Origin of the sequence: Pseudomonas phoenicis (assembly GCF_047302395.1) — a bacterium.
Lineage (GTDB): Bacteria > Pseudomonadota > Gammaproteobacteria > Pseudomonadales > Pseudomonadaceae > Aquipseudomonas.
In genome coordinates, this window is sequence record NZ_CP154852.1 from 1849804 (window position 1) to 1869137 (window position 19334).

Genomic DNA, 19334 nt, shown 5'->3' on the forward strand with positions numbered 1-19334 from the left:
GTGGCCGAGAGCACTACCGCAGTGGTGTCCTGAACATCAGTGACCTGCGTAGTAACTGGCGCTTGGTTGGCTACCAAGTTTTCGTAATTGCCACCCGAGACACTAGCGATGCTGTTGTCGACCGGCGCATGTCCTTGGTAGACATCGTTGCTGACCGGAGTCGTAACGGTCCCCGCGCTTTGACCGACGGCAATGGTGATGGTCTCGCCATTGGCGAGCTTGACCACGACTGGGCTACCGGTAACCGGTGCATTAACGCTGGCGGTGTAGGTGATCGATCCGCCTTCAGCAACAGACGGGGTCGCCGTCAGAGTTACAGTAGTAGTGTCCTGTACGTCGGTGACTTGCGTGGTAACAGGTGACTGATTGGCTACCAAGTTCTCGTAACTGCCACCCGATACGGTGGTGATGTTTGCCGTGACAGGTGCGTGGCCCTGATAAACGTCGTTGCTAACCGGAGTGTTAACCGTGCCAGAGGTCTGGCCTACTGCGATGGTAATGCTCTGACCATTGCTCAGCGTGACCACTACTGGCGAACCAGTTACAGGCGAAGCGACAGTCGCGGTGTAGACGATGGTGCCGCCTTCAGCGACGGATGGGGTGGCCGACAGCACCACAGTAGTGGTGTCTTGAACATCGGTAACGGTCGTGGTGACTGGGGTTTGATCGGCGTTCAGGTTTTCGTAGTTGCCACCCGAGACGCTAGCGATGCTGTTATCAACCGGCGCATGGCCTTGGTAGACATCATTGCTGACCGGAGTCGTGACGGTCCCCGCACTTTGACCGACGGCAATGGTGATGGTCTCGCCATTGGCGAGCTTGACCACGACTGGGCTACCGGTAACCGGTGCATTAACGCTGGCGGTGTAGGTGATCGATCCGCCTTCAGCAACAAACGGGGTCGCCGTCAGGGTTACGGTAGTCGTGTCCTGTACGTCGGTGACTTGCGTGGTGACCGGTGCCTGATTAGCTACCAAGTTCTCGTAGCTGCCGCCCGATACGGTGGTGATGTTTGCCGTAACAGGTGCGTGGCCTTGGTAAACGTCGTTGCTTACCAGAGTGTTAACCGTGCCCGAAGTCTGGCCGACCGCGATGGTGATGCTCTGACCATTGCTCAGCGTGACCACTACCGGCGAGACAGTTACAGGTGAAGCGACGGTTGCGGTGTAGACGATCGTGCCGCCTTCGGCGACCGACGGGGTGGCCGAGAGCACTACCGCAGTGGTGTCCTGAACATCAGTGACCTGCGTAGTAACTGGCGCTTGGTTGGCTACCAAGTTTTCGTAATTGCCACCCGAGACACTAGCGATGCTGTTGTCGACCGGCGCATGTCCTTGGTAGACATCGTTGCTGACCGGAGTCGTAACGGTCCCCGCGCTTTGACCGACGGCAATGGTGATGGTCTCGCCATTGGCGAGCTTGACCACGACTGGGCTACCGGTAACCGGTGCATTAACGCTCGCGGTGTAGGTTATCGATCCGCCTTCAGCAACAGACGGGGTCGCTGTCAGAGTTACAGTAGTCGTGTCCTGTACGTCGGTGACTTGCGTGGTGACCGGTGCCTGATTAGCTACCAGGTTCTCGTAGCTGCCGCCCGATACGGTAGTGATGTTTGCCGTGACAGGTGCGTGGCCCTGATAAACGTCATTACTTACTGGAGTGTTAACCGTGCCAGAAGTCTGACCGACTGCGATGGTGATGCTCTGACCATTGCTCAGCGTGACTACTACTGGCGAACCAGTTACAGGCGAAGCGACAGTCGCGGTGTAGACGATGGTGCCGCCTTCTGCGACCGATGGGGTGGCCGATAGCACCACAGTAGTGGTGTCTTGAACATCGGTAACGGTCGTGGTGACTGGGGTTTGATCGGCGTTCAGGTTTTCGTAGTTGCCACCCGAGACACTAGCGATGCTGTTGTCGACCGGCGCATGTCCTTGGTAGACATCGTTGCTGACCGGAGTCGTAACGGTCCCCGCGCTTTGACCGACGGCAATGGTGATGGTCTCGCCATTGGCAAGTTTGACCACGACCGGGCTACCAGTAACCGGCGCGTTAACGCTGGCGGTATAGGTGATCGAGCCGCCTTCAGCAACAGACGGGGTTGCCGTCAGGGTTACGGTAGTCGTGTCCTGCACGTCGGTGACTTGCGTGGTGACCGGCGCCTGATTAGCTACCAAGTTCTCGTAGCTGCCGCCCGATACGGTAGTGATGTTCGCCGTGACAGGTGCGTGGCCTTGGTAGACGTCATTACTTACTGGAGTGTTAACCGTGCCCGAAGTCTGGCCGACCGCGATGGTGATGCTCTGACCATTGCTCAGCGTGACCACTACTGGCGAACCAGTTACAGGCGAAGCGACAGTCGCGGTGTAGACGATCGTGCCGCCTTCTGCGACCGATGGGGTGGCCGATAGCACCACAGTAGTAGTGTCTTGAACATCAGTAACGGTTGTGGTGACCGGTGTTTGATCGGCGGCCAGGTTTTCGTAGTTGCCACCCGAGACGCTAGCGATGCTGTTATCGACCGGCGCATGGCCTTGATAGACATCGTTGCTGACCGGAGTCGTAACGGTCCCCGCGCTTTGACCGACGGCAATGGTGATGGTCTCGCCATTGGCGAGCTTGACCACGACTGGGCTACCGGTAACCGGTGCATTAACGCTGGCGGTGTAGGTGATCGATCCGCCTTCAGCAACAGACGGGGTCGCCGTCAGAGTTACAGTAGTAGTGTCCTGTACGTCGGTGACTTGCGTGGTAACAGGTGACTGATTGGCTACCAAGTTCTCGTAACTGCCACCCGATACGGTGGTGATGTTTGCCGTGACAGGTGCGTGGCCCTGATAAACGTCGTTGCTAACCGGAGTGTTAACCGTGCCAGAGGTCTGGCCTACTGCGATGGTAATGCTCTGACCATTGCTCAGCGTGACCACTACTGGCGAACCAGTTACAGGCGAAGCGACAGTCGCGGTGTAGACGATGGTGCCGCCTTCAGCGACGGATGGGGTGGCCGACAGCACCACAGTAGTGGTGTCTTGAACATCGGTAACGGTCGTGGTGACTGGGGTTTGATCGGCGTTCAGGTTTTCGTAGTTGCCACCCGAGACGCTAGCGATGCTGTTATCAACCGGCGCATGGCCTTGGTAGACATCATTGCTGACCGGAGTCGTGACGGTCCCCGCACTTTGACCGACGGCAATGGTGATGGTCTCGCCATTGGCGAGCTTGACCACGACTGGGCTACCGGTAACCGGTGCATTAACGCTGGCGGTGTAGGTGATCGATCCGCCTTCAGCAACAAACGGGGTCGCCGTCAGGGTTACGGTAGTCGTGTCCTGTACGTCGGTGACTTGCGTGGTGACCGGTGCCTGATTAGCTACCAAGTTCTCGTAGCTGCCGCCCGATACGGTGGTGATGTTTGCCGTAACAGGTGCGTGGCCTTGGTAAACGTCGTTGCTTACCAGAGTGTTAACCGTGCCCGAAGTCTGGCCGACCGCGATGGTGATGCTCTGACCATTGCTCAGCGTGACCACTACCGGCGAGACAGTTACAGGTGAAGCGACGGTTGCGGTGTAGACGATCGTGCCGCCTTCGGCGACCGACGGGGTGGCCGAGAGCACTACCGCAGTGGTGTCCTGAACATCAGTGACCTGCGTAGTAACTGGCGCTTGGTTGGCTACCAAGTTTTCGTAATTGCCACCCGAGACACTAGCGATGCTGTTGTCGACCGGCGCATGTCCTTGGTAGACATCGTTGCTGACCGGAGTCGTAACGGTCCCCGCGCTTTGACCGACGGCAATGGTGATGGTCTCGCCATTGGCGAGCTTGACCACGACTGGGCTACCGGTAACCGGTGCATTAACGCTCGCGGTGTAGGTTATCGATCCGCCTTCAGCAACAGACGGGGTCGCCGTCAGGGTTACGGTAGTCGTGTCCTGTACGTCGGTGACTTGTGTGGTGACCGGTGCCTGATTAGCTACCAGGTTCTCGTAGCTGCCGCCCGATACGGTGGTGATGTTTGCCGTGACAGGTGCGTGGCCCTGATAAACGTCATTACTTACTGGAGTGTTAACCGTGCCAGAAGTCTGACCGACTGCGATGGTAATGCTCTGACCATTGCTCAGCGTGACCACTACTGGCGAACCAGTTACAGGCGAAGCGACAGTCGCGGTGTAGACGATGGTGCCGCCTTCAGCGACGGATGGGGTGGCCGACAGCACCACAGTAGTGGTGTCTTGAACATCGCTAACGGTTGTAGTGACTGGGGTTTGATCGGCGTTCAGGTTTTCGTAGTTGCCACCCGAGACACTAGCGATGCTGTTATCAACCGGCGCATGGCCTTGGTAGACATCATTGCTGACCGGAGTCGTGACGGTCCCCGCACTTTGACCGACGGCAATGGTGATGGTCTCGCCATTGGCGAGCTTGACCACGACCGGGCTACCAGTAACTGGTGCATTAACGCTGGCGGTGTAAGTGATCAAGCCGCCTTCGGCAACGGACGGTGTTGCTGTCAGCGTTACGGTAGTGGTATCGATCGTATCGGTAACAGCGGTAGTGACGGCCGCTGGATTAGCTACCAAGTTCTCGTAGCTGCCGCCCGATACGGTGGTGATGTTTGCCGTGACAGGTGCGTGGCCTTGGTAAACGTCGTTGCTTACCGGAGTGTTAACCGTGCCCGAAGTCTGGCCGACCGCGATGGTGATGCTCTGACCATTGCTCAGCGTGACCACTACCGGCGAGACAGTTACAGGTGAAGCGACGGTTGCGGTGTAGACGATCGTGCCGCCTTCGGCGACCGACGGGGTGGCCGAGAGCACTACCGCAGTGGTGTCCTGAACATCAGTGACCTGCGTAGTAACTGGCGCTTGGTTGGCTACCAAGTTTTCGTAATTGCCACCCGAGACACTAGCGATGCTGTTGTCGACCGGCGCATGTCCTTGGTAGACATCGTTGCTGACCGGAGTCGTAACGGTCCCCGCGCTTTGACCGACGGCAATGGTGATGGTCTCGCCATTGGCAAGTTTGACCACGACCGGGCTACCAGTAACCGGCGCGTTAACGCTGGCGGTATAGGTGATCGAGCCGCCTTCAGCAACAGACGGGGTCGCCGTCAGAGTTACAGTAGTAGTGTCCTGTACGTCGGTGACTTGCGTGGTAACAGGTGACTGATTGGCTACCAAGTTCTCGTAACTGCCACCCGATACGGTGGTGATGTTTGCCGTGACAGGTGCGTGGCCCTGATAAACGTCGTTGCTAACCGGAGTGTTAACCGTGCCAGAGGTCTGGCCTACTGCGATGGTAATGCTCTGACCATTGCTCAGCGTGACTACTACCGGCGAACCAGTTACAGGCGAAGCGACAGTCGCGGTGTAGACGATCGTGCCGCCTTCAGCGACCGATGGGGTAGCCGATAGCACCACAGTAGTAGTGTCTTGGACGTCGGTAACAGCTGTGGTGACCGGCGTTTGATCGGCAGCCAAGTTCTCGTAGCTGCCGCCGGATACGGTAGTGATGTTTGCCGTAACAGGTGCGTGGCCCTGATAAACGTCATTGCTTACTGGAGTGTTAACCGTGCCCGAAGTCTGTCCGACCGCGATAGTGATGCTCTGACCATTGCTCAGCGTGACCACTACTGGCGAACCAGTTACAGGCGAAGCGACGGTCGCGGTGTAGACGATCGTGCCGCCTTCAGCGACCGATGGGGTAGTCGATAGCACCACAGTAGTAGTGTCTTGGACGTCGGTAACAGCTGTGGTGACCGGTGTTTGATCAGCGGTCAGGTTTTCGTAGTTGCCACCCGAGACGCTAGCGATGCTGTTATCGACCGGCGCATGGCCTTGATAGACATCGTTGCTGACCGGAGTCGTAACGGTCCCCGCGCTTTGACCGACGGCAATGGTAATGGTCTCGCCATTGGCGAGCTTGACCACGACCGGGCTACCAGTAACCGGTGCATTAACGCTCGCGGTGTAGGTGATCGAGCCGCCTTCTGCAACAGACGGGGTAGCCGATAGCACTACAGTGGTGGTGTCTTGAACATCAGTAACGGTTGTGGTGACCGGCGTTTGATCAGCGGTCAGGTTTTCGTAGTTGCCACCCGAGACGCTAGCGATGCTGTTGTCGACCGGCGCATGTCCTTGGTAGACATCGTTGCTGACCGGAGTCGTAACGGTCCCCGCGCTTTGACCGACGGCAATAGTGATGGTCTCGCCATTGGCGAGCTTGACCACGACTGGGCTATCAGTAACCGGTGCGTTGACGCTGGCGGTGTAAGTGATCGAGCCGCCTTCAGCAACAGACGGGGTCGCCGTCAGGGTTACGGTAGTCGTGTCCTGTACGTCGGTGACTTGCGTGGTGACCGGCGCCTGATTAGCTACCAAGTTCTCGTAGCTGCCGCCCGATACGGTGGTGATGTTTGCCGTGACAGGTGCGTGGCCTTGGTAGACGTCATTACTTACTGGAGTGTTAACCGTGCCAGAGGTCTGGCCGACCGCGATGGTGATGCTCTGGCCATTGCTCAGCGCGACTACTACTGGCGAACCAGTTACAGGCGAAGCGACAGTCGCGGTGTAGACGATCGTGCCGCCTTCGGCAACCGACGGGGTAGCCGATAGCACCACGGTGGTGGTGTCCTGAACATCAGTGACTTGCGTAGTAACTGGCGCTTGGTCGGCTACTAAGTTCTCGAAGTTGCCGCCCGATACGGTGGTGATGTTTGCCGTGACAGGTGCGTGGCCTTGGTAGACGTCATTACTTACTGGAGTGTTAACCGTGCCAGAAGTCTGACCGACTGCGATGGTGATGCTCTGACCATTGCTCAGCGTGACCACTACCGGCGAGCCAGTTACAGGCGAAGCGACGGTCGCGGTGTAGACGATCGTGCCGCCTTCGGCGACCGACGGGGTGGCCGAGAGCACTACCGCAGTGGTGTCCTGAACATCAGTGACCTGCGTAGTAACTGGCGCTTGGTTGGCTACCAAGTTTTCGTAATTGCCACCCGAGACGCTAGCGATGCTGTTATCGACCGGCGCATGGCCTTGGTAAACATCATTGCTGACCGGAGTCGTGACGGTCCCCGCGCTTTGACCCACAGCAATAGTAATGGTCTCGCCATTGGCGAGCTTGACCACGACTGGGCTATCAGTAACCGGTGCATTAACGCTCGCGGTGTAGGTTATCGATCCGCCTTCAGCAACAGACGGGGTCGCCGTCAGGGTTACGGTAGTCGTGTCCTGTACGTCGGTGACTTGCGTGGTGACCGGCGCCTGATTAGCTACTAGGTTCTCGTAGCTGCCGCCCGATACGGTGGTGATGTTTGCCGTGACAGGTGCGTGGCCCTGATAAACGTCGTTGCTCACTGGAATGTTAACTGTGCCAGAAGTCTGACCGACCGCAATAGTGATGCTCTGGCCATTGCTCAGCGTGACCACTACCGGCGAGGCAGTTACAGGCGAAGCAACAGTCGCGGTATAGACGATGGTGCCGCCTTCAGCGACCGATGGGGTGGCCGAAAGCACCACGGTAGTGGTGTCCTGAACATCAGTGACTTGCGTAGTGACTGGTGCTTGGTTGGCCACCAAATTTTCGAAGTTGCCGCCGGAAACGTTAGTGATGTTAGCGGTTACCGGGGCGTGGCCCTGGTAAACATCGTTGCTAACCGGCGTGCTGACAGTACCTGAAGTCTGACCAGTCGCGATGGTGATGCTCTGGCCATTGCTCAGCGCGACCACTACTGGCGACCCAGTCACAGGCGAAGCCACAGTCGCGGTGTAGACGATCGTGCCGCCTTCGGCGACCGACGGGGTGGCCGAGAGCACTACCGCAGTGGTGTCCTGAACATCAGTGACCTGCGTAGTAACTGGCGCTTGGTTGGCTACCAAGTTTTCGTAATTGCCACCCGAGACGCTAGCGATGCTGTTATCGACCGGCGCATGGCCTTGGTAAACATCATTGCTGACCGGACTCGTAACGGTCCCCGCGCTTTGACCGACGGCAATGGTGATGGTCTCGCCATTGGCAAGTTTGACCACGACCGGGCTACCGGTAACCGGTGCATTAACGCTCGCGGTGTAGGTAATCGAGCCGCCTTCAGCAACAGACAGGGTCGCCGTCAGAGTTACAGTAGTCGTGTCCTGTACGTCGGTGACTTGCGTGGTGACCGGTGCCTGATTAGCTACCAAGTTCTCGTAGCTGCCGCCCGATACGGTAGTGATATTTGCCGTGACAGGTGCGTGGCCTTGGTAGACGTCATTACTTACTGGAGTGTTAACCGTGCCCGAAGTCTGGCCGATGGCGATGGTGATGCTCTGACCATTGCTCAGCGTGACCACTACCGGCGAGACAGTTACAGGTGAAGCGACGGTTGCGGTGTAGACGATCGTGCCGCCTTCTACGACCGACGGGGTGGCCGACAACACTACGGTGGTGGTGTCCTGAACATCGGTAACTTGCGTAGTGACTGGCGCTTGGTTGGCTACCAAGTTTTCGTAGTTGCCGCCCGATACGGTAGTGATGTTTGCCGTAACAGGTGCGTGGCCCTGATAAACGTCATTGCTTACTGGAGTGTTAACCGTGCCCGAAGTCTGGCCGACCGCGATAGTGATGCTCTGACCATTGCTCAGCGCGACCACTACTGGCGACCCAGTTACAGGCGAAGCGACGGTCGCGGTGTAGACGATGGTGCCGCCTTCTGCGACCGATGGGGTGGCCGATAGCACCACAGTAATGGTGTCTTGGACGTCGGTAACAGCTGTGGTGACCGGCGTTTGATCAGCGGTCAGGTTTTCGTAGTTGCCACCCGAGACGCTAGCGATGCTGTTGTCGACCGGCGCATGTCCTTGGTAGACATCGTTGCTGACCGGAGTCGTAACGGTCCCCGCGCTTTGACCGACGGCAATGGTGATGGTCTCGCCATTGGCGAGCTTGACCACGACTGGGCTACCGGTAACCGGTGCATTAACGCTCGCGGTGTAGGTGATCGATCCGCCTTCAGCAACAGACGGGGTCGCCGTCAGGGTTACGGTAGTCGTGTCCTGTACGTCGGTGACTTGTGTGGTGACCGGTGCCTGATTAGCTACCAGGTTCTCGTAGCTGCCGCCCGATACGGTGGTGATGTTTGCCGTAACAGGTGCGTGGCCTTGGTAGACATCATTGCTTACTGGAGTGTTAACCGTGCCCGAAGTCTGACCGACCGCGATGGTGATGCTCTGGCCATTGCTCAGCGCGACCACTACTGGCGAACCAGTTACAGGCGAAGCGACAGTCGCGGTGTAGACGATCGTGCCGCCTTCGGCAATTGACGGGGTAGCCGATAGCACTACAGTGGTGGTGTCCTGAACATCAGTGACCTGCGTAGTAACTGGCGCTTGGTTGGCTACCAAGTTTTCGTAATTGCCACCCGAGACGCTAGCGATGCTGTTATCGACCGGCGCATGGCCTTGGTAAACATCATTGCTGACCGGAGTCGTGACGGTCCCCGCGCTTTGACCGACGGCAATGGTAATGGTCTCGCCATTGGCGAGCTTGACCACGACTGGGCTACCAGTAACCGGTGCATTAACGCTCGCGGTGTAGGTGATCGAGCCGCCTTCAGCAACAGACGGGGTCGCTGTCAGAGTTACAGTAGTCGTGTCCTGTACGTCGGTGACTTGTGTGGTGACCGGTGCCTGATTAGCTACCAGGTTCTCGTAGCTGCCGCCCGATACGGTGGTGATGTTTGCCGTAACAGGTGCGTGGCCTTGGTAGACATCATTGCTTACTGGAGTGTTAACCGTGCCCGAAGTCTGGCCGACCGCGATGGTGATGCTCTGACCATTGCTCAGCGTGACCACTACTGGCGAACCAGTTACAGGCGAAGCGACAGTCGCGGTGTAGACGATCGTGCCGCCTTCTGCGACCGATGGGGTGGCCGATAGCACCACAGTAGTAGTGTCTTGAACATCAGTAACGGTAGTGGTGACCGGTGTTTGATCAGCGGTCAGGTTTTCGTAGTTGCCACCCGAGACGCTAGCGATGCTGTTATCGACCGGCGCATGGCCTTGATAGACATCGTTGCTGACCGGAGTCGTAACGGTCCCCGCGCTTTGACCGACGGCAATGGTAATGGTCTCGCCATTGGCGAGCTTGACCACGACCGGGCTACCAGTAACCGGTGCATTAACGCTCGCGGTGTAGGTAATCGATCCGCCTTCAGCAACAGACGGGGTCGCCGTCAGGGTTACGGTAGTCGTGTCCTGTACGTCGGTGACTTGTGTGGTGACCGGTGCCTGATTAGCTACCAGGTTCTCGTAGCTGCCGCCCGATACGGTGGTGATGTTTGCCGTAACAGGTGCGTGGCCTTGGTAGACATCATTGCTTACTGGAGTGTTAACCGTGCCCGAAGTCTGACCGACCGCGATGGTGATGCTCTGACCATTGCTCAGCGCGACCACTACTGGCGACCCAGTTACAGGCGAAGCGACAGTCGCGGTGTAGACGATCGTGCCGCCTTCGGCAACCGACGGGGTAGCCGACAGCACCACGGTGGTGGTGTCCTGAACATCAGTGACTTGCGTAGTAACTGGCGCTTGGTTGGCTACCAAGTTTTCATAGCTGCCACCCGAGACGCTAGCGATACTGTTATCGACCGGCGCATGGCCTTGGTAAACATCATTGCTGACCGGAGTCGTAACAGTCCCCGCGCTCTGACCCACAGCAATGGTGATGGTCTCGCCGTTAGCAAGTTTGACCACAACCGGGCTACCGGTAACCGGTGCATTAACGCTCGCGGTGTAGGTAATCGAGCCGCCTTCAGCAACAGACGGGGTCGCCGTCAGAGTTACAGTAGTCGTGTCCTGTACGTCGGTGACTTGCGTGGTGACCGGTGCCTGATTAGCTACCAAGTTCTCGTAGCTGCCGCCCGATACGGTAGTGATATTTGCCGTGACAGGTGCGTGGCCTTGGTAGACGTCATTACTTACTGGAGTGTTAACCGTGCCCGAAGTCTGGCCGATGGCGATGGTGATGCTCTGACCATTGCTCAGCGTGACCACTACCGGCGAGCCAGTTACAGGCGAAGCGACAGTCGCGGTGTAGACGATCGTCCCGCCTTCTGCGACCGACGGGGTGGCCGACAACACTACGGTGGTGGTGTCCTGAACATCGGTAACTTGCGTAGTGACTGGCGCTTGGTTGGCTACCAAGTTTTCGTAGTTGCCGCCCGATACGGTAGTGATGTTTGCCGTAACAGGTGCGTGGCCCTGATAAACGTCATTGCTTACTGGAGTGTTAACCGTGCCCGAAGTCTGACCGACCGCGATGGTGATGCTCTGACCATTGCTCAGCGCGACCACTACTGGCGAACCAGTTACAGGCGAAGCGACGGTCGCGGTGTAGACGATCGTGCCGCCTTCAGCGACCGATGGGGTAGCCGATAGCACCACAGTAGTAGTGTCTTGGACGTCGGTAACAGCTGTGGTGACTGGCGTTTGATCGGCAGCCAAGTTCTCGTAGCTGCCGCCGGATACGGTAGTGATGTTTGCCGTAACAGGTGCGTGGCCCTGATAAACGTCATTGCTTACTGGAGTGTTAACCGTGCCCGAAGTCTGGCCGACCGCGATAGTGATGCTCTGACCATTGCTCAGCGTGACCACTACCGGCGAGTCAGTTACAGGCGAAGCGACAGTCGCGGTATAGACGATGGTGCCGCCTTCTGCGACCGACGGGGTAGCCGACAGCACCACGGTGGTGGTGTCCTGAGCATCGGTAACTTGCGTGGTAACTGGCGCTTGGTTGGCTACCAAGTTCTCGTAGCTGCCGCCCGATACGGTGGTGATGTTTGCCGTGACAGGTGCGTGGCCCTGATAAACGTCATTACTTACTGGAGTGTTAACCGTGCCCGAAGTCTGGCCGACGACGATAGTGATGCTCTGACCATTGCTCAGCGTCACCACTACCGGTGAGCCAGTTACGGGCGAAGCGACAGTGGCGGTGTAGACGATCGTGCCGCCTTCGGCGACCGACGGAGTAGCCGACAACACCACGGTGGTGGTGTCCTGAACATCGGTAACTTGCGTGGTAACTGGCGCTTGGTTGGCTACCAAGTTCTCGTAGCTGCCGCCCGATACGGTGGTGATGTTTGCCGTGACAGGTGCGTGGCCCTGATAAACGTCATTGCTAACTGGGGTGTTAACCGTGCCAGAAGTCTGGCCGACGGCGATGGTGATGCTCTGACCATTGCTCAGCGTCACTACTACCGGCGAGCCAGTTACGGGCGTAGCGACAGTCGCGGTATAGACGATGGTGCCGCCTTCGGCGACCGACGGAGTAGCCGACAACACCACGGTGGTGGTGTCCTGAACCTCGGTAACTTGCGTGGTAACTGGCGCTTGGTTGGCTACCAAGTTCTCGTAGCTGCCGCCCGATACGGTGGTGATGTTTGCCGTGACAGGTGCGTGGCCCTGATAAACGTCATTACTTACTGGAGTGTTAACCGTGCCAGAAGTCTGACCGACTGCGATGGTGATGCTCTGACCATTGCTCAGCGTGACCACTACCGGCGAGCCAGTTACAGGCGAAGCGACGGTCGCTGTGTAGACGATCGTGCCGCCTTCTGCCACTGACGGGGTAGCCGACAACACTACGGTGGTAGTGTCCTGAACATCGGTAACTTGCGTAGTGACTGGCACTTGGTTGGCTACCAAGTTTTCGTAGTTGCCGCCTGACACACCTACGATGCTATTGGTGACTGGCGCGTGACCTTGGTAGACATCATTAGTGACTGGAACATTGATGGTCCCCGAGCTTTGACCAACAGCGATGGTAATGGTCTGGCCGTTCGCCAAAGTCACCAGGACTGGACTGCCAGTTACCGGCGCGCCCACCGAAGCGGTGTAAGTAATGACACCACCTTCAGCAACCGACGACGCAGCCGTCAGCGTGACGGTGGTCGTATCGATGGTGTCTGTGACGGAAGTAACTGCCGGTGCACCATTGACTGCCAAGTTCTCGAAGTTGCCGCCGGTAGCATTGGTGATACGTGCACTAACGTTGCCGCCGTCGACGTACGGATCATCGCCCGGTGCAGCGACAGTAACGCTGCCCGAAGTCTGATTGGCCGCAATGGTAATGACTTGGCCGTTGCTCAAGGTGACGGTAACCGCCGTACCGGCCGGGTTGCTCAGCGTAGCGGTGTAAACAATCGAACCGCCTTCAGCGACCGAAGGTGTAGCCGCAAGCGACAAAGTCGTCGTCGTGGCCACATCTGTAACGGCGGTTGTGACCGTCGACTGATCAGCTACCAGGTTTTCGTAATTGCCACCCGAGACGTTGGTAATGTTGGTGCTTACTGCAGTGTTGCCTTGGTAGGCGTCGTCAGCCACCGGAACGTTAACGGTCCCCGAGCTTTGACCAACAGCGATGGTAATAACTTGGCCATTGGCAAGCGTGACAATCACAGGCGTGCCTGTGACGGGCGCGCCTACCGAAGCGGTGTAAGTAATCACGCCGCCCTCAGCAACCGACGACGCAGCCGTCAGCGTGACGGTAGTCGTGTCGATGGTGTCGGTGACCGCCGTAACCGCCGGTGCACCATTGACCGCCAAGTTTTCGAAGTTGCCGCCAGTAGCATTGGTGATACGCGCACTAACATTGCCGCCGTCGACGTACGGATCATCGCCCGGTGCAGCGACAGTAACGCTGCCCGAAGTCTGGTTGGCGGCAATGGTAATGACTTGACCGTTGCTCAACGTCACCGTGACTGGAGAGCCCGCTGGGTTGCTCAACGTCGCCGTGTAAACGATCGAACCGCCTTCAGCAACGGACGGGGTGGCTGCAAGCGACAAAGTTGTAGTGGTGGCTACGTCAGTAACAGTCGTCGTGACCGGCGATTGGTCAGCGACCAGGTTCTCGTAGTTGCCTCCCGAGACGTTGGTGATGTTGGTAGTGACCGGGGCATTGCCTTGGTAGGCATCGTCAGCCACCGGAACGTTAACGGTCCCCGAGCTTTGACCAACAGCGATGGTAATAGCTTGGCCATTGGCAAGCGTGACAATCACAGGCGTGCCTGTGACGGGCGCGCCTACCGAAGCGGTGTAAGTAATCACGCCGCCCTCAGCAACCGACGACGCAGCCGTCAGCGTGACGGTAGTCGTATCGATGGTGTCGGTGACCGCCGTAACTGCCGGTGCACCATTGACTGCCAAGTTCTCGAAGTTGCCGCCAGTAGCATTGGTGATACGCGCACTAACATTGCCGCCGTCGACGTACGGATCATCGCCCGGCGCAGCAACAGTGACGCTACCCGAAGTCTGGTTGGCCGCAATGGTAATGACTTGGCCGTTGCTCAAGGTCACTGTGACTGGGGAGCCAGCCGGGTTGCTCAACGTCGCTGTGTAAACGATCGAGCCGCCTTCAGCGACCGCAGGTGTAGCCGCCAGCGACAAAGTCGTCGTTGTGGCCACATCTGTAACGGCCGTTGTGACCGTCGACTGATCAGCTACCAGGTTTTCGTAATTGCCGCCCGAGACGTTGGTGATGTTGGTGCTTACTGGAGCGTTGCCTTGGTAGGCATCATCAGCCACAGGAACGTTAACAGTCCCCGAGCTTTGACCAACAGCGATAGTGATGGTCTGGCCGTTCGCCAAAGTCACCAACACCGGGCTACCAGTTACCGGCGCGCCTATCGAAGCGGTGTAGGTGATGACACCACCTTCAGCAACCGACGATGCAGCCGTCAGCGTGACGGTAGTCGTGTCGATAGTGTCGGTGACTGCAGTGACTGCCGGTGCACCATTTACTGCCAAGTTCTCGAAGTTGCCACCGGTAGCGTTGGTGATCTGCGCGCTGACATTGCCGCCATCTACATACGGATCATCGCCCGGCGCAGCAACAGTAACGCTGCCCGAAGTCTGGTTGGCGGCAATGGTAATGACTTGACCGTTGCTCAACGTCACCGTGACTGGAGAGCCCGCTGGGTTGCTCAACGTCGCCGTGTAAACGATCGAACCGCCTTCAGCAACGGACGGGGTGGCTGCAAGCGACAAAGTTGTAGTGGTGGCTACGTCAGTAACAGCTGTCGTGACCGGCGATTGGTCAGCGACCAGGTTCTCGTAGTTGCCACCCGAGACGTTGGTGATGTTGGTAGTGACCGGGACATTGCCTTGGTAGGCATCATCAGCCACAGGAACGTTAACAGTCCCCGAGCTTTGACCAACAGCGATAGTGATGGTCTGGCCGTTCGCCAAAGTTACCAACACCGGGCTACCAGTTACCGGCGCGCCTATCGAAGCGATGTAGGTGATGACACCACCTTCAGCAACCGACGATGCAGCCGTCAGCGTGACGGTAGTCGTGTCGATAGTATCGGTGACCGTGGTAACTGCCGGTGCGCCATTGACCGCCAAGTTCTCGAAGTTGCCGCCGGTAGCGTTAGTGATCTGCGCGCTGACATTGCCGCCGTCGACGTACGGATCATCGCCCGGTGCAGCAACAGTAACGCTGCCCGAAGTCTGGTTGGCGGCAATGGTAATGACTTGGCCGTTGCTCAACGTCACCGTGACTGGAGAGCCCGCTGGGTTGCTCAACGTCGCTGTGTAAACGATCGAGCCGCCTTCAGCGACCGCAGGTGTAGCCGCCAGCGACAAAGTCGTCGTTGTGGCCACATCTGTAACGGCGGTTATGACCGTCGACTGATCAGCTATCAGGTTTTCGTAATTGCCGCCCGAGACGTTGGTGATGTTGGTGCTTACTGGAGCGTTGCCTTGGTAGGCATCATCAGCCACAGGAACGTTAACAGTCCCCGAGCTTTGACCAACAGCGATAGTGATGGTCTGGCCGTTCGCCAAAGTTACCAACACCGGGCTACCAGTTACCGGCGCGCCTATCGAAGCGGTGTAGGTGATGACACCACCTTCAGCAACCGACGATGCAGCCGTCAGCGTGACGGTAGTCGTGTCGATAGTATCGGTGACCGTGGTAACTGCCGGTGCACCATTTACTGCCAAGTTCTCGAAGTTGCCACCGGTAGCGTTGGTGATCTGCGCGCTGACATTGCCGCCATCTACATACGGATCATCGCCCGGCGCAGCAACAGTAACGCTGCCCGAAGTCTGGTTGGCGGCAATGGTAATGACTTGACCGTTGCTCAACGTCACCGTGACTGGAGAGCCCGCTGGGTTGCTCAACGTCGCCGTGTAAACGATCGAACCGCCTTCAGCAACGGACGGGGTGGCTGCAAGCGACAAAGTTGTAGTGGTGGCTACGTCAGTAACAGCTGTCGTGACCGGCGATTGGTCAGCGACCAGGTTCTCGTAGTTGCCACCCGAGACGTTGGTGATGTTGGTAGTGACCGGGACATTGCCTTGGTAGGCATCATCAGCCACAGGAACGTTAACAGTCCCCGAGCTTTGACCAACAGCGATAGTGATGGTCTGGCCGTTCGCCAAAGTTACCAACACCGGGCTACCAGTTACCGGCGCGCCTATCGAAGCGATGTAGGTGATGACACCACCTTCAGCAACCGACGATGCAGCCGTCAGCGTGACGGTAGTCGTGTCGATAGTATCGGTGACCGTGGTAACTGCCGGTGCGCCATTGACCGCCAAGTTCTCGAAGTTGCCGCCGGTAGCGTTAGTGATCTGCGCGCTGACATTGCCGCCGTCGACGTACGGATCATCGCCCGGTGCAGCAACAGTAACGCTGCCCGAAGTCTGGTTGGCGGCAATGGTAATGACTTGGCCGTTGCTCAACGTCACCGTGACTGGAGAGCCCGCTGGGTTGCTCAACGTCGCTGTGTAAACGATCGAGCCGCCTTCAGCGACCGCAGGTGTAGCCGCCAGCGACAAAGTCGTCGTTGTGGCCACATCTGTAACGGCGGTTATGACCGTCGACTGATCAGCTATCAGGTTTTCGTAATTGCCGCCCGAGACGTTGGTGATGTTGGTGCTTACTGGAGCGTTGCCTTGGTAGGCATCATCAGCCACAGGAACGTTAACAGTCCCCGAGCTTTGACCAACAGCGATAGTGATGGTCTGGCCGTTCGCCAAAGTTACCAACACCGGGCTACCAGTTACCGGCGCGCCTATCGAAGCGGTGTAGGTGATGACACCACCTTCAGCAACCGACGATGCAGCCGTCAGCGTGACGGTAGTCGTGTCGATAGTATCGGTGACCGTGGTAACTGCCGGTGCGCCATTAACCGCCAGATTCTCAAAGTTGCCGCCGGTAGCATTTGTGATGCGTGCGCTGACATTGCCGCCATCTACATACGGATCATCGCCCGGCGCAGCAACAGTAACGCTACCTGAAGTCTGGTTGGCGGCAATGGTAATGACCTGACCGTTGCTCAAGGTCACCGTGACCGGAGAGCCGGCCGGATTGCTCAAGGTCGCGGTATAGACAATCGAGCCGCCTTCAGCAACGGACGGGGTGGCTGCAAGCGACAAAGTTGTAGTGGTGGCTACATCAGTAACAGCCGTCGTGACCGGCGATTGATCGGCGACCAGGTTTTCAAAATTACCACCCGTGGCACCGGTGATGCTGACGCTGACCGGAGCCTGCCCAGCGTAGGCATCGTCAGCCGGGGCCGGAGCATCGATACTGGCAGTGGATTGGCCCGCCTGGATGACCAGCGTCTGGCCATTGGACAAGGTAACGGTTACCGGGGTTTGCGCCGGGTTGGTCAGCGCCACGGTATAGGTGATTACGCCACCCTCGGTCACGCTGGGCGTAGCGCTCAGAGTAAGCGTGGTGGTGTCGATGGTATCGAGAATCTGTGTCACGGCCGGTGTGGTATCGGCTAGCACGGGTTCGCCGCCACCGCTGCCGCTGACGATGCTGGCCGAGACATCGCGGTCATCGACGTAGACGGTGTCGCCGGGATTGACGTTGACGTTGACGGTACCCTGGCTTTGCCCGGCCGGGATAAGAATTACGGCGCCGTTGGACAGCGTCAAGCTCAGGTCCGAGAGCGGAGGACGGTTGACCGTGGCGGTATAGATGATCACACCGCCAGCTTCGCTGACGGTAGGTGTTGCGGCCAGCGTCACCGTGAGGGTAGTAGGGTCTGTGGCAGTATTCCCGCCTCCAGTCCCTGTATCGGTCCCGGTTCCAGTCCCGCCCCCGGTTCCGGTCCCTGTACCGGTCCCGCCCCCGGTTCCAGTCCCTGTACCGGTCCCGCCCCCGGTTCCAGTCCCTGTATCGGTCCCGGTTCCAGTCCCGCCCCCGGTTCCAGTACCTGTATCGGTTCCAGTCGCATTCCCCGCGCTAGTATCCTGCCCAGCAGTCTGTACATCGTCGGCGGCAGCCGCGAACTGCAGCGGTTCGGTCGGGTAGCCAATGGTCGGATCGACCTCACCGCCCACCTCGCTCAGCAGCACGAAGCTGTGACCGCCACCCGCAGCACCGCCTGGGTTTCCGGTCTGTCCGGCGGCAGGTGCTTCCAGCTCAGTGGTCGGGTCGAGACCGGCGGCGATCGCTTGCTGCAGCTCTTGCACCGATGGCGCGGACTGCGCGGTGGCCTCGCTCAGCTCGGCCGCTTGGTCAGGCACATTGGCAGACCACTGCGTATCGCGGCCAAGGTCCAGCATGCGGCCATCGGTGAACTCCAGGGTGACGGCACCCGCTTCGCCAGTGAGGATCTGCTCGCCGGCATAGATCCGGTCGCCTTCGATCAAAAACCGCCGTACACCTTCTGCCGAAACGGCAACAACTTGACCTACGATGGTTTTGACGATGGCGACGACACTGCTCATTGGACCTTCTCCGGTTGGATCCTCTGTCGGCCGGTAGGCCTCGCACGTCCGCGTGCGCGTATGAACAGAAGAGAGTTGCAATGCCGCTGATAGCGGCAAACTGCTTAAAGTGTGGTTAACGCGCTAAATAAACGTGTCGCGGAAAAAAGCGTGACCCAGTCGAAATTTCACGCAAATTGGGAACATGACATATCGAAAATCTGGTAGCTGCCAATTCTTACTTTTGCACTAGCTGGGATGCAATAGCTCAGACGGTGTAATCGGTAAGTAAATCACCTCTGCCACCACGCTGGGTTTCCCAGCATAGCCGCTCTGCAACGGGACGCGCGGGCAGAATTCCTCGATATTTCTGGCGTGATGCCTCTATGATGGCCATTCCAGGTACGTCACACCGCTGCAGGATGCGCGATCCTGAAAAAAATCGCCTTGCATCCACTTGATCTACGGTTAGGCTTGAGGCATTGAGTGACGAATATTTCATATTTCGGCATCGACGCTTCGAAGTTTAGGCGCTGGTAAATGAGATTGTTTTTCCGCTTGACGAGCCGTGGCGAGGTTTGAACTTTGCCATAAAACGCAGCGTCTGCACTGTGCAGTTGTTATGAACCG

At 58.1% G+C, this 19334-nt stretch carries 1 protein-coding gene (running past one end of the window); it reads right to left on the reverse strand.

The features are described 5' to 3' along the window. Nucleotides 1–18725, reverse strand: the 5' portion of a protein-coding gene (locus AA0Z93_RS08315; RefSeq protein WP_413398573.1) for an immunoglobulin-like domain-containing protein. It extends 13942 nt beyond the left edge of the window; 18725 of the gene's 32667 nt are visible here — the first part of the coding sequence; the start codon lies at nt 18723–18725; the stop codon falls past the left edge of the window. Nucleotides 18726–19334: the final 609 nt, after the last annotated feature.